Annotated in this window: 18 protein-coding genes; 7 read left to right on the forward strand and 11 right to left on the reverse strand. The window is 64.2% G+C overall.

Features of this window, described 5'->3' with window-relative positions:
• Nucleotides 1-83: 83 nt before the first annotated feature.
• Nucleotides 84-1,046 carry a DnaJ C-terminal domain-containing protein gene (locus tag AC0L2F_RS05585; RefSeq protein ID WP_007607378.1) on the reverse strand — a complete coding sequence of 321 codons (963 nt, stop codon included), beginning with the start codon at nt 1,044-1,046 and terminating at the stop codon, nt 84-86.
• A gap of 108 nt (nt 1,047-1,154) precedes the next feature.
• A complete protein-coding gene (locus AC0L2F_RS05590) occupies nt 1,155-1,562 on the reverse strand; it encodes an RT0821/Lpp0805 family surface protein (RefSeq protein ID WP_035974878.1) in 408 nt (135 codons plus the stop codon).
• Nucleotides 1,563-1,675: 113 nt separating this feature from the next.
• On the opposite strand from AC0L2F_RS05590, the gene pdxH reads away from it, so the two are divergent.
• Nucleotides 1,676-2,317 carry a pyridoxamine 5'-phosphate oxidase gene (gene pdxH, locus AC0L2F_RS05595; RefSeq protein ID WP_007607376.1) on the forward strand — a complete coding sequence of 214 codons (642 nt, stop codon included), beginning with the start codon at nt 1,676-1,678 and terminating at the stop codon, nt 2,315-2,317.
• A gap of 97 nt (nt 2,318-2,414) precedes the next feature.
• Nucleotides 2,415-3,167 carry an SDR family NAD(P)-dependent oxidoreductase gene (locus AC0L2F_RS05600; protein WP_007607375.1) on the forward strand — a complete coding sequence of 251 codons (753 nt, stop codon included), beginning with the start codon at nt 2,415-2,417 and terminating at the stop codon, nt 3,165-3,167.
• Nucleotides 3,168-3,281: 114 nt separating this feature from the next.
• Here AC0L2F_RS05600 and AC0L2F_RS05605 read toward each other — a convergent pair whose 3' ends face one another.
• Nucleotides 3,282-3,500, reverse strand: coding sequence for a hypothetical protein (locus AC0L2F_RS05605; protein ID WP_007607374.1), 219 nt, complete (start codon nt 3,498-3,500; stop codon nt 3,282-3,284).
• 186 nt (nt 3,501-3,686) lie between these two features.
• On the reverse strand, nt 3,687-4,664 hold the full coding sequence (locus AC0L2F_RS05610; RefSeq protein ID WP_473247765.1) for a magnesium transporter CorA family protein: 978 nt from the start codon (nt 4,662-4,664) through the stop codon (nt 3,687-3,689).
• A 334-nt stretch (nt 4,665-4,998) separates the two neighbouring features.
• Between AC0L2F_RS05610 and AC0L2F_RS05615 the strand changes: the two genes are divergently transcribed.
• Entirely contained in the window at nt 4,999-5,682 is a 684-nt protein-coding gene (locus AC0L2F_RS05615) for a L,D-transpeptidase (protein WP_007607367.1), read from the forward strand.
• 37 nt (nt 5,683-5,719) lie between these two features.
• On the opposite strand, the gene AC0L2F_RS05620 is transcribed toward AC0L2F_RS05615, so the two are convergent.
• Nucleotides 5,720-6,841: an extensin family protein gene (locus AC0L2F_RS05620; RefSeq protein WP_473247766.1), complete on the reverse strand. Its 1,122-nt coding sequence runs from the start codon at nt 6,839-6,841 to the stop codon at nt 5,720-5,722.
• 65 nt (nt 6,842-6,906) lie between these two features.
• Here AC0L2F_RS05620 and AC0L2F_RS05625 point away from each other — a divergent pair, with 65 nt between their 5' ends.
• A complete protein-coding gene (locus AC0L2F_RS05625; protein WP_473247767.1) occupies nt 6,907-8,535 on the forward strand; it encodes a fatty-acid--CoA ligase in 1,629 nt (542 codons plus the stop codon).
• A gap of 173 nt (nt 8,536-8,708) precedes the next feature.
• The gene (locus AC0L2F_RS05630; RefSeq protein ID WP_473247768.1) at nt 8,709-9,563 is read left to right on the forward strand and encodes a DUF1499 domain-containing protein; all 855 of its coding nucleotides are present in this window, start codon (nt 8,709-8,711) and stop codon (nt 9,561-9,563) included.
• A gap of 115 nt (nt 9,564-9,678) precedes the next feature.
• Here the strand turns inward: AC0L2F_RS05630 and AC0L2F_RS05635 are convergent, their stop codons facing one another.
• From AC0L2F_RS05635 to AC0L2F_RS05650, 4 genes are all read right to left on the reverse strand, one after another.
• Nucleotides 9,679-10,599 (reverse strand): MBL fold metallo-hydrolase, encoded by a 921-nt coding sequence (locus AC0L2F_RS05635; protein WP_473247769.1) that lies wholly within the window; start codon nt 10,597-10,599, stop codon nt 9,679-9,681.
• A gap of 111 nt (nt 10,600-10,710) precedes the next feature.
• Entirely contained in the window at nt 10,711-11,925 is a 1,215-nt protein-coding gene (locus AC0L2F_RS05640) for an acyl-CoA dehydrogenase (protein WP_007594720.1), read from the reverse strand.
• 158 nt (nt 11,926-12,083) lie between these two features.
• The gene (ribB, locus tag AC0L2F_RS05645) at nt 12,084-13,160 is read right to left on the reverse strand and encodes a 3,4-dihydroxy-2-butanone-4-phosphate synthase (protein WP_007607359.1); all 1,077 of its coding nucleotides are present in this window, start codon (nt 13,158-13,160) and stop codon (nt 12,084-12,086) included.
• Nucleotides 13,161-13,335: 175 nt separating this feature from the next.
• A complete protein-coding gene (locus AC0L2F_RS05650; RefSeq protein WP_007607358.1) occupies nt 13,336-15,063 on the reverse strand; it encodes a cation:proton antiporter in 1,728 nt (575 codons plus the stop codon).
• 67 nt (nt 15,064-15,130) lie between these two features.
• Between AC0L2F_RS05650 and AC0L2F_RS05655 the strand changes: the two genes are divergently transcribed.
• Both AC0L2F_RS05655 and AC0L2F_RS05660 read left to right on the forward strand, forming a co-directional pair.
• Entirely contained in the window at nt 15,131-15,658 is a 528-nt protein-coding gene (locus AC0L2F_RS05655) for a DUF3124 domain-containing protein (protein WP_007607357.1), read from the forward strand.
• A 69-nt stretch (nt 15,659-15,727) separates the two neighbouring features.
• On the forward strand, nt 15,728-16,963 hold the full coding sequence (locus AC0L2F_RS05660; protein WP_007607356.1) for an aminotransferase-like domain-containing protein: 1,236 nt from the start codon (nt 15,728-15,730) through the stop codon (nt 16,961-16,963).
• 10 nt (nt 16,964-16,973) lie between these two features.
• On the opposite strand, the gene hpaD is transcribed toward AC0L2F_RS05660, so the two are convergent.
• Nucleotides 16,974-17,828 carry a 3,4-dihydroxyphenylacetate 2,3-dioxygenase gene (hpaD, locus tag AC0L2F_RS05665; protein ID WP_007607355.1) on the reverse strand — a complete coding sequence of 285 codons (855 nt, stop codon included), beginning with the start codon at nt 17,826-17,828 and terminating at the stop codon, nt 16,974-16,976.
• Between the two features lie 17 nt (nt 17,829-17,845).
• Nucleotides 17,846-18,118, reverse strand: a complete 273-nt coding sequence (locus AC0L2F_RS05670) for a helix-turn-helix domain-containing protein (RefSeq protein ID WP_007607351.1) — start codon at nt 18,116-18,118, stop codon at nt 17,846-17,848.
• Between the last annotated feature and the right edge of the window lie 125 nt (nt 18,119-18,243).

Raw genomic sequence — 18,243 nt, forward strand, 5'->3', positions numbered from 1 at the left:
CCCAAAGCGCGATCAATCGCGCTTCAGCTCTTGTTTGCACATGACTTTCCGGAAAACCGCTACACGCTTTTCCGGATCATGCGTTAGCCAAGCCCGCTACGTGGATTGTAGGGGTGCTGGTCCCGCCACTTCTCCATCAATGCTTCAAGCTCGGCGTCGTTCCCGTCCGGTAGCATAATCCTGACAGTGACAAAGAGATCCCCGGTTCCGCCAGCTTTCGGCAATCCCTTGCCCTTAAGGCGGAAGGTCCGGCCACTGGAGGTGTTTTGCGGGACCGAAAGCTCCACGGCATTGCCGAGGGTGGGCACGCGGACCTTGCCGCCGAGCACCGCCTCGTAAAGCGTGACCGGCAGGTCGATCCTGAGATCGGCGCCCTCGATCTTGAAGAACGGATGCGGTGCGATGCCGATCGTGATCAGGAGATCCCCCGGCGGATGGCCCTGCGCGCTCTCGCCCTGTCCCCGCAACCGGATCTGCTGACCCTCGGTCACGCCGGCCGGAATCTTGACGTTGAGTTCCTTGCCATTCGGCAGCCGGACGCGCTTCTCGCCGCCCTTGACCGCCTCTTCCAGCGAGACGGTCATGGCGACAGTGACGTCGAGATCGAGCCCGATCCCGCCGGTGTCGAACTCGAATTGGGCACCGCCGCCGGCCCCGGGGCGCGGACGCTGCCCACCGCCGAACATGCTGTTGAGAATGTCCTCGAACGCGCCGCCGCCCGGACCAGGGCCCGCGCCGCCACCGCGGAACGTATAGCTCTCGAACCCACCAGGACCGGCGCGACCGCGCGGCCCGCCGCCGCCCGGAAAGCCCTGGAAGCGCGGCTTGCCGTCGGCGTCGATCTCGCCGCGATCGAATTGCTTGCGTTTGTCCTCGTCGCCGAGGATCTCGTTGGCCGTATTGAGCTCAGCAAAGCGCTCGGCCGCCTTCGGGTCGTTCTTGTTGCTGTCGGGATGGTGCTTCTTGGCAAGCTTGCGATAGGCGCTCTTGATCGCGGCAGCGTTGGCGCTCCGCGGCACCCCCAAGACCTCATAGGGGTCGCGCATCCGTCACGTCTCCTTCAAGAATCGAATTGTTCAAAGGGCTCCCCGCCCCACCTGCGTCTCATGTGGGGGGCGAGTGGTATTTTTGCAACTAGCCTGGTGAAGCGATTCCTAGCTCCGCCACGGCTTTAGCGTATGAATCTCCCAACTGCCACGGCTGCTTTGGCAGCCGGCGCCCTGGAGCCAGCTTTCGGTGCTGCCGTTGACGTAGCTCGCCAGGAAGTCGCGGCACCTGCGGCCGTCCTCGGCGGCATAGGCTTGCGCGATCGGCGTGACCGAACCGCGCGCCCCGGTTTCCGGATTCTCCCAATGCTGGCTGGAATCCTTGTCGTTCTTGCTGAGGACGTCGGAGGCGGCGTTGCGGGCGAAGGCGAGATCGGTCTCGGTCGGTGCCGCCACTCTGGCCGGCATTGCGATCGAGCCGGTGAGATCGCTGTCGTCGGCCTTGGCGTAGGCACTCTTTTCATTGCGGGAAAAGCTGCAACCGCCGGTGCCGAGCCCGATCAGAATGATCGTCATGACGAAGCCGGACGGCCGGATCGCCGATAGGCCAACGCGTCCCCATACCCTATATAGGGCGGTAGCAGACAGCAGCGCGTTTTGGACCGCAGGACGCAACTCGGACCTCAGACATGACCGACACGACCTCGATGAAACACCAGACACCCTTAACATCCGGTGATTTCACCGCCGCCGACGAGCCGTTTGCGCTCTTCGAGGCCTGGCTGAACGAAGCCATCAAGAGCGAGCCGAACGATCCGAACGCCATGGCGCTCGCCACCGTCGACCCCGACGGCCTGCCGGACGTGCGCATGGTGCTGATGAAGGGCTTCGATATCGATGGTTTCGTCTTCTACAGCCACATCGCCAGCCAGAAGGGCCGCGAACTCGCCGCAAATCCTAAGGCGGCGTTACTTTTTCACTGGAAGTCGCTGCGCCGTCAGGTCCGCATCCGCGGCAACGTGACGCCGGTGACCGAGGCCGAGGCCGATGCCTATTTCGCCACTCGCCCGAAGCAGGCGCAGATCGGCGCCTGGGCGAGCAAGCAGTCGCAGGAGCTGGAGAGCCGCTTCGCGTTCGAGCAGGCGATCGCCAAGGTCGCCGCCAAGCACATGATCGGCGAGGTGCCACGGCCGCCGGGCTGGAGCGGCTGGCGTATCACGCCGTCGCGTATCGAGTTCTGGCATGATCGCCCATTCCGTCTGCACGACCGCATCGAATTTCGCCGTGACGCGGCCGGCCAGAAATGGTCCAAGACGCGGATGTATCCCTAGTGTTTTGTTCGAGCATGATCCTTTCGTAAAGCCGCTGCACGTTTTGCGCTAACGCGGCCCTCCGGATCCAGATCATGCTCCAACCTGAAAGACCTTCATGCCGCAGCCTTCCAACGCGCCGCGCCGTACGCTGCTCCTGACCGGGGCGAGCCGCGGCATCGGCCATGCCACCGTGATCCGTTTCTCCTCGGCCGGCTGGCGCGTCATCACCTGCTCGCGACATCCGTTCCCGGAGGATTGTCCCTGGGATGCGGGCCCTGAGGACCATATCCAGGTCGACCTCGCCACCCCCGCCGATACCACCCGCGCGATCTCCGACATCCGCGACCGTCTCGAAGGCGGGATGCTGCATGCGCTGGTCAACAACGCCGCGATCTCACCGAAGGGCGCCGGCGGCTCCAGGCTCGGCTCGATCGACACCGACCTCGACACCTGGACGCATGTGTTCAACGTCAACTTCTTCGCGCCGATCATGATGGCGCGCGGGCTGATCGAGGAACTGAAGACGGCCAAGGGCTCTGTCGTGAACGTCACCTCGATCGCGGGCTCGCGCGTGCATCCCTTCGCAGGCGCCGCCTACGCAACCTCGAAGGCCGCGCTGGCATCCCTGACCCGCGAGATGGCCTCCGATTTCGGCCGCGTCGGCGTGCGCGTCAACGCGATCGCGCCGGGCGAGATCGACACCTCGATCCTGTCGCCGGGTACCGAGAAGATCGTCGACCAGCAGATCCCGATGCACCGGCTCGGCACGCCCGACGAGGTCGCCAAGATCATCTACGTGCTGTGCACGGACACCTCGTCCTACGTCAACGGCGCCGAGATCCACATCAACGGCGGTCAGCACGTGTAGGTCATTGCGAGCGCAAGCGCTCCTCGCAATGAGATGTTGGAAACAACGCCGGGGGAAGCAAGGCGATCCAGACAACGCCGCCGCAAGACCTGGATCGCCCTTAGCTTCCGTTCCTCAATCGAGTCGAATCCGACGTGACCTCTCGCGTGGCTGCGGAGCGGCCGTGCTGATTGCGGTCGAGCAATCGTCGTCGTTCTCACCGTCGAGCAGCGGAGCACCACAGTGCCGGCACATGCGTGCCGACATCGACGACGCCTTGCCGCTCGCCACGACGTGGCGATAGCTCGCCAGATCGATGACGTTGGGGGGCGTCGTTATGTGTTTTTCAACCATGGTTGTTCCTCGCGGCTTACCTGCTCCTTATCGCAGACAAGCTTCGCGTAAACGTTCAGCCCACTGCTCAAATTTTACCGGAGGAATTGGGGCGGCGAGCACACATCGCCGTGCGGCCGCAATCCCGCTCTATTCTGCGACACCAGGCACCAGGTCTCTGCGTCGGGCGTAAGGTCTCGGTAGCTATTACAGCCACTTCTTCCACTTGAAAATCCAGTACGGAACGATCGCCGCGATCAGCATCAAGACCAGCGCGAACGGATAACCGTGCGCCCATTCGAGTTCCGGCATCGACTTGAAGTTCATGCCGTAGATCGAGGCGATCAGCGTCGGCGGCATCAGGACAACCGCCATGACCGAAAACAGCTTGATGATGTTGTTCTGCTCGAGATTGACGACACCGAGCATGGCGTCGAGCACGAAGGTGATCTTGCTGGAGAGGTAGGAGGCGTGATCGGTCAGCGAGACCACGTCGCGCTGCATGGTCTTGAGCTGCTCGCGCATGTCCTTCGACCATTTCACGCCCTCCACCACCGCCGACAGGAAGGCGACGACGCGGCCGATCGAGACCAGGCTCTCGCGAACCTTGGAGGTCAGATCGCCCTTGCGGCCGATCGAGATCAGGATTTGCGAATATTGCTTGGCGTGACCGTGGCGCTCGCTCTCCGGCTCGAAGATGTCATGCGAGACCTGGTCGATCTCGGCGCCGCAGCGCTCCAGGATGTCGGCGCAGCGGTCGATCACGGCATCGAGCAGCTCCATCAGCACCATCTCGCCGGTGATGGCCGGCGCGCAGGACCGGGCCAGCTTGGCCTCGACCAGCGCAAAGGGCTTGGGCTGGTCATAGCGCACCGTCACCAGGCGGTGGTCGCCGAGAATGAACGTCACCGCCGTGGTCCGGGGCATATCGGTATCGGAGTGGCACATCAGCGTCGCGGTCATGTAGCGCGCGCCGTTCTCCATATAGAGGCGGCTCGAGATCTCGATCTCCTGCATGTCCTCCCGGGTCGGGATTGCGATCCCCGAGAGCTTCTCGACGGCTTTGTCCTCGGCCGCGGTCGGGTTGACCAGGTCGATCCAGACCGCATGCTCCGGGACTGCCGCGAGATCCTCGACGACGGCCTTCTTGAGAGAGGACTCGGAGGGAACGAACACAGAAAACATGCACAACTCCAGCAGGGGCCTGCGACAGCTGACAGCCCTTAGCGCGATTCTGACAAGTTGATGATGACAAGCACATTAACGGAGCGTTTGCATTTGTGGCGACGCCGTGGCCCAACTGTGGCACGGAATCGACACATCCCCCGTTTTGCCCAGAAACCGACCCTGACCCGTAAAACTTGCGGCAGAAAAGCCACAGGTAAGGTCTTGCAGCGCGGGAGAAGCTTCGTAAGGCTGGAATTGTGGCAGATTTCAACGATAATGGAGCCAACGGAATCGTGGAATTGGGCTGGTTCAAGCCCCACGAAAGCTTGTTGTTGTCGATTGGAACCAAATCATGTCGTCGCTGAAAGTTACGCTGGGTATTTTGGCCGCTGGCCTGATGCTGTCGGGTTGCATGCAGGCCACGCATTTTGAAGCGACCGACACCAAGGCCTTCAAGCCGAAGGACAAGGAACTCCTTGCCAAGGTTCGGTACGAGAACACCCCGGTCGCAGAGCCGTTCCGCCGCGCCATCGTCGAGTACCACCGCAAGGAATCGCCGGGCTCGATCGTGGTCGATTCCGACAACCATTACCTCTACTACGTCCTGGATGGCGGCAAGGCGATCCGCTACGGCATCACCGTCGGTGAAGAAGCCATGGCATGGTCCGGCATTGCCAAGGTCGGCAGCATGACCGAATGGCCGGCCTGGCACCCGACCCCCGGCGAGATTTCGCGCCTGGGCGTGCCCACCTTCGTCGCCCCCGGTCCGGACAATCCGATGGGCTCGCGCGCGATGTATCTTTATTCGGGCGGCAAGGACACATTGTTCCGCATTCACGGCACCAATCAGCCTGAATATATCGGCGCCTCGATCTCGTCGGGCTGCATCCGCCTGACCAACGAGGACGCGATCGACCTCTATGGCCGCGTCAAGGTCGGCACCATCGTCGTGGTGCTCGAACCGAAGCATGGCGATTCGCCCTACAATTCGCGCCTCGCACTCGGCGGCAGCCAACCCGGCCAGGCGAACTACTGATCAGGTACCTGATCTCAGACATTCAAAAGCGCCGGTTTCACCGGCGCTTTTTTGTTGCCGGCTTGTGCGGCTGGGCTTTGTGGCCGTCGGCCGCCGGCTTGTCCGCAGGCGCAGGCGATTTCTCCGCCGCCTCGTCGTCAACTCCTTGCGTCGTCTCGGGCCTGGTCTCGGGCTTCGCTTCAGGTTTGGCCGCGACCTCACGCGGCGGCGCCTCCTCGGGCCGTTCCGCCGGCAGGAGCGGGGCAACATGCGGCAGGGGATCCCAGACGTTCCACTGGCAGATCCGGTAGTCGTTGCGCCGCTGCGCGAGATCGAGATGGATATGGTCCTCGTGGTACCAATCCGAGCCGGGGCCGAGGACGGTCGAAAAACGCGAGCAGACCGAATGCAGCACGCGCTCGCGCACCTCGCGCGACATGGTGCGGTCGGTGAGGCCGAGCGATTGTCCGTTAGCGAGCTTGATGGCACGCACATCGATCGCGTTGGCCTTGCCGTGCTCGGACAGCAGGGCGCCGACAACGCGGTTGCGGCCGCGGCACTCGAAGCTGTCGAAATTGTCGAGATCGCTGATGGTCGAGCCGAGGCTCGCGGCCAGCGGCACCACGTCCTTGCGCACCCAATCGGCGATTGCGGACGCCATGGTGCAGCGGAGGATCGCCGCCGGCTTGACCGCCACCTTGCGCTTGTCCGGCAGCACGATGGCTTCGAGCCGCACCAGATCCTCGCCGCCGCAGGCGCCAGGGCCGCGGATATCCGGGATCGAGGGCGCGATCGCAATCTCCTCGGTCAGCGCGAGGCGGCACGCCGAGGCCTGCTTCTCGGGCGGCGGCGCCGCCTCGGCGGGCTTGGTGGCGCCAGGTTTGTCCGCGGAAGGCTTGCCGTCGGTCTCCGCAGGAGCCTCGTCCGACGCCTTGGCCGGCGCCTTGGGGGCCTCCTCGGGGCGGGGCCTTGGGAGCGGGATCTTGCCAGACGTATTGGCAGAATGAACCGTCGCGCGCGGCCGTGGTGCAGCAATACCAAAGATATCCAGCGGGGCCCCATATTTGCGCGCCTCTGCCCGATCCGCGAGCCCGAGCGCGACGGTAACCATCGCCGCGCCGACGGACATATAGCCGCGACAAGACCATTTGCGGCGAAAGGCGGGCAGGTTAAAACTCATGACAATTCTTTGGCCCAACGCTGAGAGCGACAATCCGCCCAGCGGCTTCTCGGAGGAACGACGGAATGCTTGGTTTGATGCAAGACTGGCCCCTGCTCTGCCACAGGATCATCGAACACGCTGCCAAGATTCATGGCAAGCAGGAGGTCGTGACGCGCTCGGTCGAGGGACCGATCCATCGCACCACCTACGTCGACATCCACAAGCGCGCGCTCAAGGTCTCGCAGATGCTGGAGCGCGACGGCATCAAGCTCGGCGACCGTGTCGCAACGATCGCCTGGAACACCTGGCGTCATCTCGAGGTCTGGTACGGCATCATGGGGATCGGCGCTATCTGCCATACCGTCAATCCCCGCCTTTTCCCCGAGCAGATCGCCTGGATCATCAACCATGCGCAGGACCGCATCGTGATGACCGACATCACGTTCATTCCGGTCCTGGAGAAGATCGCCGACAAACTGACAAGCGTGGAACGCTACGTCGTGCTCACCGACAAGGCGCACATGCCGCAGACGACGCTGAAGAACGTGGTCGCCTACGAGGACTGGATTGCGGAGGCCGACGGCAGGTTTAAATGGAAGGACTTTGACGAGAACACGGCGGCCGCGATGTGCTACACGTCGGGCACCACCGGCGACCCAAAGGGCGTGCTGTATTCGCATCGTTCCAACGTGCTGCACGCGCTGATGGCCAACAATGTCGACGCGCTCGGGACCAGCGCCTCCGAGACCATGCTTCCCGTGGTGCCGCTCTTCCACGCCAACAGCTGGGGCATCGCCTTCTCCGCGCCCTCGCAGGGCACCAAGCTCGTCATGCCCGGCGCCAAGCTCGACGGCGCCTCGGTCTATGAGCTGCTCTCGACCGAGAGGGTGACGCATACCGCCGGCGTGCCCACGGTCTGGCTGATGCTGCTCCAGCACATGACTGCCAACAATCTCAAGCTGCCGGACCTGAAGATGGTGATCTGCGGCGGCTCGGCGATGCCGCGCTCGATGATCAAGGCCTTCCTCGACATGGGCTCGAATGTCCGCCACGCTTGGGGCATGACCGAGATGAGCCCGATCGGCAGCGTCGCGGCGCTGAAGCCGCCGTTCCAGAATGCAACCGGCGAGGCGCGGCTCGACGTGCTCCAGATGCAGGGCTACGCGCCGTTCGCCGTCGAGATGAAGATCACCGACGATGCCGGCAAGGAACTGCCGTGGGACGGCACGACCTTCGGCCGCCTCAAGGTCGCCGGCCCGGCCGTCGCCAAGGCCTATTACCGGGTCGACACTGACATCCTCGACGAGGACGGCTTCTTCGACACCGGCGACGTCGCGACCATCGACGAAGCCGGCTACATGCGGATCACCGACCGTTCCAAGGACGTGATCAAGTCCGGCGGCGAGTGGATCTCCTCGATCGAGCTGGAGAACCTCGCAGTCGGCCATCCCGCTGTGGCGGAAGCCGCCGTGATCGGCGTGTTTCATCCCAAATGGGACGAGCGTCCGCTGCTGATCGTGCAGCTGAAGCAGGGCCAGCAGGCCAGCCGCGAGGACATCCTGAAGTTCATGGACGGCAAGATCGCCAAATGGTGGATGCCCGACGACATTGCCTTCGTCGACGGCATCCCGCATACGGCGACGGGCAAGATCCTGAAGACCGCGCTGCGCGACCAGTTCAAGGAATACCGCTTCCCGAACGCGGCGGCGTAGGCGGCCAAACCAAACACCGTCATTCCGGGCGATGCCAATGGCATCGAACCCGGAATGACAGGCCGTAACATCCCGGGAACACTTGAATTTGCCTCGGGGCCGTGGTCTCAACGGGCCCCATAGTCGTGCCAGATCGGCCGGCAGCGTCCCCGAGACCCGGCAGAGCTCACCCGATGGCCCGCAGGTTTTCCGCTCCCTATCAGTCGGAGCCCGTGTCCAGCCTCGCGAGCTGGGCGCGCAATCTGGCCGTGTTCGCCGTGGTGGCGGTGGTGGTCTCGACCATCATCGTCCGGTTCGGCTTCCTGGAGATGAAGCCTGCACTCGCGACCTTCTTCGGCGGGCTTGGGATTGCGGCGCTCTCGATCCTGTTCGGGCTCGCCGGCTTCGCCGCGATCTGGCAGAACGGCTCGCGCGGCATGGCGCGCATCCTGCTTGCGTTCCTGATCGACGGCGCGATCCTCGCCTATCCCGCTTATCTCGGCCTGCAATACCGCAAGCTGCCGGCGATCCACGATATCACCACCGACCCGATCGACCCGCCGCGCTTCGACGCACTGGCCCGCTTGCGCACCGGCGATGGTGCCAACACCGCTGTGTATGCCGGCCTCTATTCGGCCGAGCAGCAGCGACATTTCTATCCCGATATCGAGCCGATCGAGCTCGAGATTTCAGTCGACCGCGCCTATGCGATCGCGCTTCAGCTGGTCAACAAGCGCAAATGGTTGATCATCGACGAGCGCGCGCCGCAGCCCCCGCGCCGCATCGGCCGCATCGAGGCGGTCGCGCGCTCGCCGATCATGGGGTTCCGCGAGGACGTCGCGATCCGCGTCGTGCCCGACGGCGAGGATTCCCGCGTCGATATCCGATCTGCCTCGCGCTATTTCGAGAGCGACCTCGGCAGCAACGCCGCGCGCGTGAAGAAATTCATCGACGACCTCAACACCGCCGCCGATGCCGACGCACTCAAGCCGGTGAAGAAGACCCCGGTGGCGCCGCCGAAGGCGCCGGCGAAGACGGTGAAGAAGTAGGGTTCTGTCATTCCGGGGGGACGCGAAGCGGCGAACCCGGAATCCATCGGCCGCAGCATCCGCGGATAAATGGATTCTGGGTTCGCGCTAACGCGCGCCCCGGAATGACGAGAGACTAGCCCGCCATCCGATAGGTCCCGCCAATCACGGGATCGCCGTCCGTCGCCACCATGCCGCGGGCGACCAGGTCTTCCAGATGCGCCAGCACGGAGTAGCCCGCCGCGGTGGTGAGCCTCGGATCGATGCCGATATAGATCGCCCGGACCATGGTCGGAATGTCGGTCTCGCCCTTGGCAAGGCGGTGCAGGATGGAGGCCTCGCGCGCCTTGCGGTGACGGATCAGGAAGCGCACGAAGCGCGGACCGTCCGGAATTTCAGGGCCGTGGCCGGAGAAATACACATCCTCCTCGCGCGCGGCGAGACGATCCAGCGATTCCATATAGTCGATCATCGAGCCGTCGGGTGGCGCCACGATCGAGGTCGACCACCCCATCACGTGATCGCCGACGAAGTTGAATTTCCGCTCGGGCCAGGCAAAGGCGAGGTGATTGGCGGTATGACCGGGTGTCGCCACGGCCTCGAACCGCCAGCCGTCTCCTTCGACCACGTCGCCATGGGCGATCCTGATATCGGGCGCGAAGTCGCGGTCGGCGCCGGATTCCGGGTTGTGCTTCTCGCTCTCGAAGCGCGGGCGCGAGGCGCGGTGCGGGCCTTCGGCGTATACAGGCGCGCCGGTCGCCCGCTTGATCCGCGCGGTGTTCGGCGAATGGTCGCGGTGGGTGTGGGTCACGAAGATATGGCTCACCGTCTCGCCGCTGACGGCATCGAGCAGCGCCGCCGCATGCGCCTCGTCGTCCGGACCGGGATCGATGATCGCGACGTTGCCTCGGCCCACGATGTAGCTGACCGTGCCGGTGAAAGTGAACGGGCTCGGATTGTTACAGAGCACGCGCCGCACGCCCGGGCGGACTTCCTCGACGATGCCGGGCTTCAGCGGAAAGTCGCGGTTGAACGGGACGTCGTCATTGTCGGACATGGCTTGTTCTTTGTTCTTTGACGTCATTCCGGGGCGCCCGAAGGGCGAACCCGGAATCTCGAGATTCCGGGTTCGATGCTTCGCATCGCCCCGGAATGACGGAGAACGTAATCAGAAAAACGCCTGAATGCCCGTGATCGCGCGGCCCAGGATCAGGGCGTGGACGTCGTGGGTGCCCTCGTAGGTGTTGACGGTCTCGAGGTTATGGACGTGGCGCATCACGTGATACTCGATCGAGATGCCGTTGCCGCCGTGCATGTCGCGCGCGACGCGGGCGATGTCGAGCGCCTTGCCGCAATTGTTGCGCTTCATGATCGAGATCATCTCGGGCGCGAACTTGCCCTCGTCCATCAGGCGGCCGACGCGCAGCGAGCCCTGAAGGCCCAGCGCGATCTCGGTCTGCATGTCCGCGAGCTTCTTCTGCACGAGCTGGGTCGCAGCGAGCGGCTTGCCGAACTGCTTGCGGTCGAGCGTGTACTGGCGGGCCCGGTGCATGCAGTCCTCGGCGGCGCCGAGCACACCCCATGAAATGCCGTAGCGGGCGCGGTTGAGGCAGCCGAACGGGCCCTTCAGGCCGGAGACGTTGGGCAGCAGCGCGTCTTCCGGAACCACGACGCCGTCCATCACGACCTCGCCGGTGATGGAGGCGCGAAGCGACAGCTTGCCGCCGATCTTCGGTGCCGACAGGCCCTTCATGCCCTTCTCCAGCACGAAGCCGCGGATCTGGTTGTCGTGCGCGGCCGACTTGGCCCAGACCACGAACACGTCGGCGATCGGCGCGTTCGAGATCCACATCTTGCTGCCGGTCAGGCGATAGCCGTCCGACACCTTCTCGGCGCGGGTTTTCATGCCGGCCGGATCGGAGCCGGCGTCAGGCTCGGTCAACCCGAAGCAGCCGACCCACTCGCCGCTGGCGAGCTTCGGCAGGTACTTCTTGCGCTGGTTTTCGTCGCCATAGGCGTAGATCGGATACATCACCAGCGAGGACTGCACCGAGTTCATCGAGCGGTAGCCGGAATCGACCCGCTCGATTTCGCGCGCGACGAGACCATAGGCGACATAACCTGCATTGGCGCAGCCATATTCCTCCGGCAACGTGATGCCGATCAGGCCGAGCTCGCCCATCTCATTGAAGATCTCGCGATCCGTCTTCTCTTCGAGATAGGCCTTGGCGACGCGCGGCAGCAGCTTGTCCTGGGCGTAGGCGCGCGCGGTGTCGCGCACCATGCGCTCGTCTTCGGTGAGCTGCTCGTCGAGCAGGAACGGATCGTCCCACTGGAAAGAAGCCGAAGCCGGCTTGTCCTTGGCCTGAGGGCGCGCGGTCATGAAACGTCCTTTCGTCTGGTTCCGTCAAAATTTGCCCGACAACGTAAAGCGCCGCGGCAACAAGTGCAATTGCGTTGCAGATGATCGGGTCTGCGTGAATCCCGGGGACCCGCGAGGCGCCTCTGGGGATGCGCTTCGCGCACCCCGAGATGACAGCGCTAACTTTCGAGCAGCTCGTTGGCGACGATCTCGATGCCGAAGCCCGAAAGCCCCTTGTAGTCGTGCACCGAGGAGGTGAGATGCCGGATCGAGGTGACGCCGAGATCGCGCAGGATCTGTGCACCGACGCCGACTTCGCGCCACTGCCGGTTGCGGTCAGCCTCGGTCGCGCTCTCATCGGGCAGCGGCGCCACGGGGACACCGGCCGCACCGTCGCGCAGATAGACCAGAACGCCACGGCCGGATTTCTTGAAGTGCTCGAGCACCGCCGCCATGCGCTTGTGGCCGGTGAAGATGTCCTTGACGATGTTGGGCTTGTGGAAGCGTGTCAGGACGTTCTTGCCGTCGCCGACGCCGTTGTAGACGAAGGCGACGTGGGCGATGGAATCGAACGGCGAGCGGTAGGCATAGCCCTGCAGCGGCCCGATCGGGCTCTCGGTGACGAAGGTCGAGACCCGCTCGATCAGCTTCTCGCGCACCTGGCGATAGGCGATCATGTCGGCGATGGTGACGTGCTTGAGCTTGTGCTGGGCGGCGAAGCGGGCGACCTGCTCGCCTTTCATCACGCTGCCGTCGTCGTTCATCAACTCGCTGATGACGCCGACCGGCGGCAGGCCGGAGAGCTTGCACAGGTCGACCGCGGCCTCGGTATGGCCGGAGCGCAGCAACACGCCGCCGTCCTTGGCGATCAGCGGGAAGATGTGGCCGGGACGGGCGAAGTCGTTGGCGCCGGCGTTGGGATTGGACAGCGCGCGGCAGCACGAGGCGCGCTCCTCGGCCGAGATGCCGGTGCCGCCGTCGGGCTTGTAGTCGATCGAGACCGTGAATGCGGTAGTGTGCGCTGAATCGTTGTGGGCCACCATCGGATCGAGCCGCAGGCGGCGCGCATCTTCGGTCGTGATCGGCGCGCAAACGATGCCGGAGGTGTGGCGGATGATGAACGCCATCTTCTCGGCGGTGCAGAACGAGGCGGCGACGATCAGATCGCCCTCGCCCTCGCGATCATCGTCGTCGGTGACGACCACGAGCTCACCCCGGGCAAAGGCCTGCAAGACTTCCTGGACGTTATCCGGCATTTCCCAATCTCTGACGGTTATGGCCCGGAGGCTTAGCCGGACTTGGGCCGGGGCGCTAGTGTCCCCGGCGCAACCACATATGCCGGACCGCAGCCCTGCCCGACGGGCGGCTTGCACCGGGCATACCAGGGATATGGGCGCGGAGAAGCCCGTTGAGAAGCCGGCCGGGGCGCGGTCAGGGCAGCACTTCGCGCCGCTCGCCGAGCCGCTGATCGAGCTCGGCACGCTTGTCGGCCAACAGGCCGGCTTGAGCGGCCTCGATCACCGTGAACAGCTCATGGGCGTCGCTGAGCCGGGTCACGGTGACATAGCTGGCGCCAGCGGCGTAGAGTTCGCCCACATCCGACAACAGATCGGCCGTGGCAATGATCATGGCGGTCGGGTTGAGGGTGCGGACATGGCGGACCAGCTTCTCGTTGCTGGCCCCCTTCAGAAGCGCATCCGGGACGCTGAGGATGATCATCTCGGACTTGCCCACGCCGGCATGGAGCAGCGTGTCGGCGCTGCTGATATCGCCATAGACCACGTGCAGGCCGCGCGAAAGCAGCGTCTGGTACACATTGGGATTGAAGTCGATTACGGTGATCTGCTCGAGCAGCACCGGTGCCTGCCGTTCGATCTCGGCCAGCAGCGCGCTCGCCGCACGGAAAAAGCCGAGGATGACGATGCGGCGGGCCTCGCCATGGCCTTCGTGCCCTTCCTCGCCATGACCGTTGCCGTGGTCGAGATCGCGCAGGCCAATCCGCTTCAGGGGGCCGATCGCCCAGCGGGTGATTTCGTCGCTGCGGGTCATCACAAAGGTCGAGAGCACCGCCAGCACCACGAAGGCGAAGGAGGCCGCATTCGCCGTCTCGGCTGCGATGTGGTGGTCGGCGACGCCGGTCTGGATCACCACCAGCGAGAACTCGGAGATCTGCGCGAGATTCAGGGCCGGCAACAGGCTGGCGCGCAGGCCCTGTTTCATCAGATAGAGCGGGGCGAAGGTGGTGACGAGGCGGCTCACCACCGTGAACGCCGCGATCATCAGGGCAAGCCCGATCACGGAGAGGCCGGGCACCGGAATGGTCATGCCGAGCGCGACGAAGAACAGCGTGATGAAGAAATCGCGAAGCGTGGTGACCTTGGCCGTGACGTCGAGCGCGTAGGGAAAGGTCGAGAGCGAGACGCCGGCGATCAGGGCGCCCATCTCGCGCGACAGCGACAGCCGCTCGGCGGTCTCGGCGACCAGGAAGCACCAGGCGAGCGCGCCGAGCAGGATCAGCTCGGGGCGGCGGGCGATCTGGTGAAACAGGCGCGGCAGCACGTAGCGGCTCACCAGCAGTGCGGCGGCGACCAGCACCGCGACGCGGCCGATCGAGAGCAGGATGACGCTGATTTCCAGATTGGCAAGGCTCGGCTGCACCGCCAGAAACAGGATGGCGAAGATGTCCTGGAGCACCAGCACGCCGAGGGTGATGCGGCCCGGCAGCGTGTCGAGCTCGCGCTTCTCGTAGAGCACCTTGACGATGATGACGGTGCTCGACAGCGCGCAGGCGACACAGAGGTAAACCGCGTCGAACTGTCCGCCCCCGAGCGATAGGCCGATGCCGGCGAAGAACAGCACCCCGAGCACGCAGCCGCCGAGGAGCTGGCCGCCCGCCGCGAACAGGATGACCTTTCCGGCCCGCACGATCTTCTTCAGGTCGATCTCCAGGCCGATCATGAACAGCATGAAGATCAGGCCGAGCTCGGAGATGACGCTGATCGATTCCTGCGACTTGACCCAGCCGGCGCCAAATGGACCTATGCAGAACCCGGCGATAAGATAGGCCAGGATCAACGGTTGCCTGGAAAAGTGGGCAAGCAGGCCCAGCATCCAGGCAAACAGGATACAGAGAGTGATGTCGCGAATGAGCTCGTGCATGCCAGATTGGTCCGTTTTGCCGCACCCTAGTGATCGAGTGCGGCGCGGCAAGCGAGCAATTCGTCACATGCGGATGGGGCTCGCCATTGCAATGCTGCTATGCCCCCTCGCCTCCTCCGTACCGGCAGCCGCTCAATCCAAGGTCAATATCGAACAAAGCTTTGCCGATTCCCTCACCGCACTGCCGAAGGAAGAACTTGCCGTCTCCGGCGGCTTCTACGTGCCCGCCTATTCCAGCGTCGCGATGAGCCAGGGCAAACTGCGCGTCGACTTCTCGGTGACCTTGAGCGTGCACAACGCCTCCGAGACGCAAGCCCTGGTGGTCAAACGCATCGGCTATTTCGACACCGCAGGCAAGCAGGTCGAGAGCTATCTGAAGGCGCCCGTCGCGTTGAAGCCCCTCGCCACCGTCTCGATCTTCATTCCGACCGACGACGTACGCGGCGGGACCGGAGCCAACTTTCTCGTCGATTGGGCTGCAACAAGCGAGATCGCCGAGCCTGCTGTCGAGGCCTTGATGGTTGGCGGCGTCGCCAATGCGCATTACGCTTTCATCAGCCAGGGCCGTCCGACCCGAACGGTCGGCAAGAAGTAAGCAAGAAGCACGACTGACCGGCGCAAGGCGGGCAGCCTGACAAGAAAGAATAGAACGAGGAACGCCCCCATGACGTCCAGCTTCGATTTTGCGCCCCTGTTTCCCGCAGGGCTGCCGGCCCCCTCTGCGCGCTGGACGGGCCTCGCCAAATACAGTTTTGTCGGCGGCAACAACGACTCCGAGCAACTGCCGCTCGATCATCTGATCGAGGCGGCTAACCTCGCTCTGCAACGCGAAGGCCGCTCGCTTGCCACTTACGGGCTGGCACATGGTCCCCAAGGCTATCTGCCCTTGCGCGAATTCCTGGTGACGAAACTCAAGCGCGATGCCGGCATCAACTGCACGGTCGACGATCTCCTGATCGTCTCCGGCTCGCTGCAGGCGCTCGACCTCGTCAACGCCACGCTGCTGACGCGCGGCGATACCGTGATTTTCGAGCAGGATAGCTATCAGGGCTCGCTGACCCGTTTGGCCCGACTCGGAGTCAACGTGGTTGGCATTCCCCTCGACAAGGACGGCATGCGCATGGACGTGCTTGCCACGACGCTGGCCGACCTCAAGGGCCGTGGCATCCGGCCGAAATACATCTACACCATTCCGACGGTGCAGAACCCGACCGGCAGCATCATGCCGGAGGGCCGCCGCACCGAGCTGTTGCGGCTGTCGGCAGACTATGGCGTGCCCATCTTCGAGGACGATTGCTATGCCGATCTGGTCTGGTCAGGACAGCGGCCGCCGGCGATCCATGCGATGAGCCCGAACGGCGGCGTGATCCATATCGGCTCGTTCTCGAAGTCGATCGCGCCCGCGCTGCGCGTCGGCTTCATCGTCGCGCCCTGGGATGTAATGTCGCGAATGCTGGCGCTGAAGACGGACGCCGGCTCCGGCGCACTGGAGCAGATGGTGCTTGCTGCCTATTGCAAGCCGCATTTCTCGACCCACGTGCCGGCGCTGACGAAGGCGCTGCGCACCAAGCTCGACACGCTGATGGAAGCCGTCAACGAGCAGTTCGGGACGGCAGCCGAGTTCGAGGAGCCGAAGGGCGGCATCTTCCTGTGGGTCAAGCTGCCCGATCAGGTGGATACGCTGAAGCTGTATCAGGCCGCGCTTGCCGCCGGCGTCTCGATCAATCCGGGGCCGGAATGGTCGACCGACAAGAACCATTCCAGATCGCGACTGCGGCTGTGCTTCGCGAGCCCCTCGCATCAGCAGATCCGCGAGGGCGTCGCCGTGCTGGCCGAGATCTGCCGCAACGAGTTCGGCGTGCCGGCCCGCAGCGCCAATGTGGAGAAGGCGTCAGTGTGAGGGCGACGCCTTATGCCGCGACGTGAAACTCCACGTTGACCTGGCCGCTGCCGGATGACGGAAAGTACTCGCAGAGCTGCTCGGCCCTGTCATGGTATTCGTACCAGCCAAGCGCGGCGAACAGCATGATGGTGTCGGCCATACCGCCCTCGCCGTTGCACTTGGTTGCGTAATCCGGAAGCATGTCGAGGAATTCGCGGTAGCGACGGCTCTGCCAGAGCTCGAGCACGCGGAGGTCGACCTGGCGATTGAACTCGCTGGCAACGCTCGTCCACGCCTCAGAGCCCAGCTTCTTGTTGGGCCAGAGCCGATGTGAGAGTGAGCCGCTGGCCAGGATCGCAACCCGTTCGCCGGATTTGTCGACGGCACGGCGCGTCGCCTCGCCGAGGGTGCGGCTTTCCTCGAACGACGTGAACAGCGGCGAGGCAACCGAAACCACCCTCGCGAAGCCGTCCGGGTTCATGTAGTGCATCGGCACGATCGTGCCGTATTCAAGCCCGAGGCTCGGTACCTGATGCGCGTTGACATCGAGACCTGCAACGCCGGCTTCGGCGGCGATTGCTTCGGCGAGTCTCGTGTCGCCCGGCAGATCATAGCTCAGATCCTGAATCATGTGCGGCGCCTCGTGACTGGTGAACGAGGCGCGATGCCGCGCGTTGGCGTTGATGTGATAGCCAAAATTGGAGAGCCAGTGGGTGTCGAACACCACGAAAGTGGTGACGCCGCGCGATCTCGCCCGCCGCCCGAGCTCGCGCAAGGAGTCCACGGCCGCCTCGCGCGCCGAGCGCAAGTGACTGCCGGGCTTTTCCGAGAGCATCAGCGATGGGACATGCGTGACCTTGGCTGCCAATACGAGTTGCCCCATCGCGCTCACCTCAAGCGTCAGGCCACTTGCGGCTGGCTGCCGTGGATCGCAGAGGCCAGCCGCAGCAGCAGCACGATCGAGACGTTGCCCTTGCCGGCCTCGATCTGGGCGATGTAGCGCTCGGAAATCCCGGAGCGGCGGGCCAGCTCCCGCCGCGACAGGTCGCAGCGCATGCGCGAGGACCTCAGGCGGTCGCCCAACTCGGCCAGAAACGCGGTCTCGGAATAAGGCGGCACGGCACAGCTCCCCGGCAGCACCTCGCCCGCGAAATCCCTGACTTGATTCAGCATCGGTCTATCCAATCTCGCCTTCGGGAGCGCCATCCTACGGGTGAAACGGGCGGCCTCATTGACGCGGATCAAATTCGCGCGCGAATGGCGGTCAGCGTGGACGATCGCGCGCGGGATGCTACACT

The sequence above is a fragment of the Bradyrhizobium sp. Ken64 genome (genome assembly GCF_055807555.1).

What these genes read in the sequence shown, in the direction of transcription:
- AC0L2F_RS05600 (WP_007607375.1), top strand. Translation starts at nt 2,415, where the DNA reads ATGCCGCAGCCTTCCAACGCGCCGCGCCGTACGCTGCTCCTGACCGGG.
- AC0L2F_RS05635 (WP_473247769.1), bottom strand. Translation starts at nt 10,599, where the DNA reads ATGTCCGACAATGACGACGTCCCGTTCAACCGCGACTTTCCGCTGAAG.
- AC0L2F_RS05655 (WP_007607357.1), top strand. Translation starts at nt 15,131, where the DNA reads ATGCGGATGGGGCTCGCCATTGCAATGCTGCTATGCCCCCTCGCCTCC.
- AC0L2F_RS05630 (WP_473247768.1), top strand. Translation starts at nt 8,709, where the DNA reads ATGGCCCGCAGGTTTTCCGCTCCCTATCAGTCGGAGCCCGTGTCCAGC.
- AC0L2F_RS05660 (WP_007607356.1), top strand. Translation starts at nt 15,728, where the DNA reads ATGACGTCCAGCTTCGATTTTGCGCCCCTGTTTCCCGCAGGGCTGCCG.
- hpaD (WP_007607355.1), bottom strand. Translation starts at nt 17,828, where the DNA reads ATGGGGCAACTCGTATTGGCAGCCAAGGTCACGCATGTCCCATCGCTG.
- ribB (WP_007607359.1), bottom strand. Translation starts at nt 13,160, where the DNA reads ATGCCGGATAACGTCCAGGAAGTCTTGCAGGCCTTTGCCCGGGGTGAG.
- AC0L2F_RS05640 (WP_007594720.1), bottom strand. Translation starts at nt 11,925, where the DNA reads ATGACCGCGCGCCCTCAGGCCAAGGACAAGCCGGCTTCGGCTTCTTTC.
- AC0L2F_RS05670 (WP_007607351.1), bottom strand. Translation starts at nt 18,118, where the DNA reads ATGCTGAATCAAGTCAGGGATTTCGCGGGCGAGGTGCTGCCGGGGAGC.
- AC0L2F_RS05590 (WP_035974878.1), bottom strand. Translation starts at nt 1,562, where the DNA reads ATGACGATCATTCTGATCGGGCTCGGCACCGGCGGTTGCAGCTTTTCC.
- AC0L2F_RS05650 (WP_007607358.1), bottom strand. Translation starts at nt 15,063, where the DNA reads ATGCACGAGCTCATTCGCGACATCACTCTCTGTATCCTGTTTGCCTGG.
- AC0L2F_RS05620 (WP_473247766.1), bottom strand. Translation starts at nt 6,841, where the DNA reads ATGAGTTTTAACCTGCCCGCCTTTCGCCGCAAATGGTCTTGTCGCGGC.
- pdxH (WP_007607376.1), top strand. Translation starts at nt 1,676, where the DNA reads ATGACCGACACGACCTCGATGAAACACCAGACACCCTTAACATCCGGT.
- AC0L2F_RS05625 (WP_473247767.1), top strand. Translation starts at nt 6,907, where the DNA reads ATGCTTGGTTTGATGCAAGACTGGCCCCTGCTCTGCCACAGGATCATC.
- AC0L2F_RS05610 (WP_473247765.1), bottom strand. Translation starts at nt 4,664, where the DNA reads ATGTTTTCTGTGTTCGTTCCCTCCGAGTCCTCTCTCAAGAAGGCCGTC.
- AC0L2F_RS05585 (WP_007607378.1), bottom strand. Translation starts at nt 1,046, where the DNA reads ATGCGCGACCCCTATGAGGTCTTGGGGGTGCCGCGGAGCGCCAACGCT.
- AC0L2F_RS05605 (WP_007607374.1), bottom strand. Translation starts at nt 3,500, where the DNA reads ATGGTTGAAAAACACATAACGACGCCCCCCAACGTCATCGATCTGGCG.
- AC0L2F_RS05615 (WP_007607367.1), top strand. Translation starts at nt 4,999, where the DNA reads ATGTCGTCGCTGAAAGTTACGCTGGGTATTTTGGCCGCTGGCCTGATG.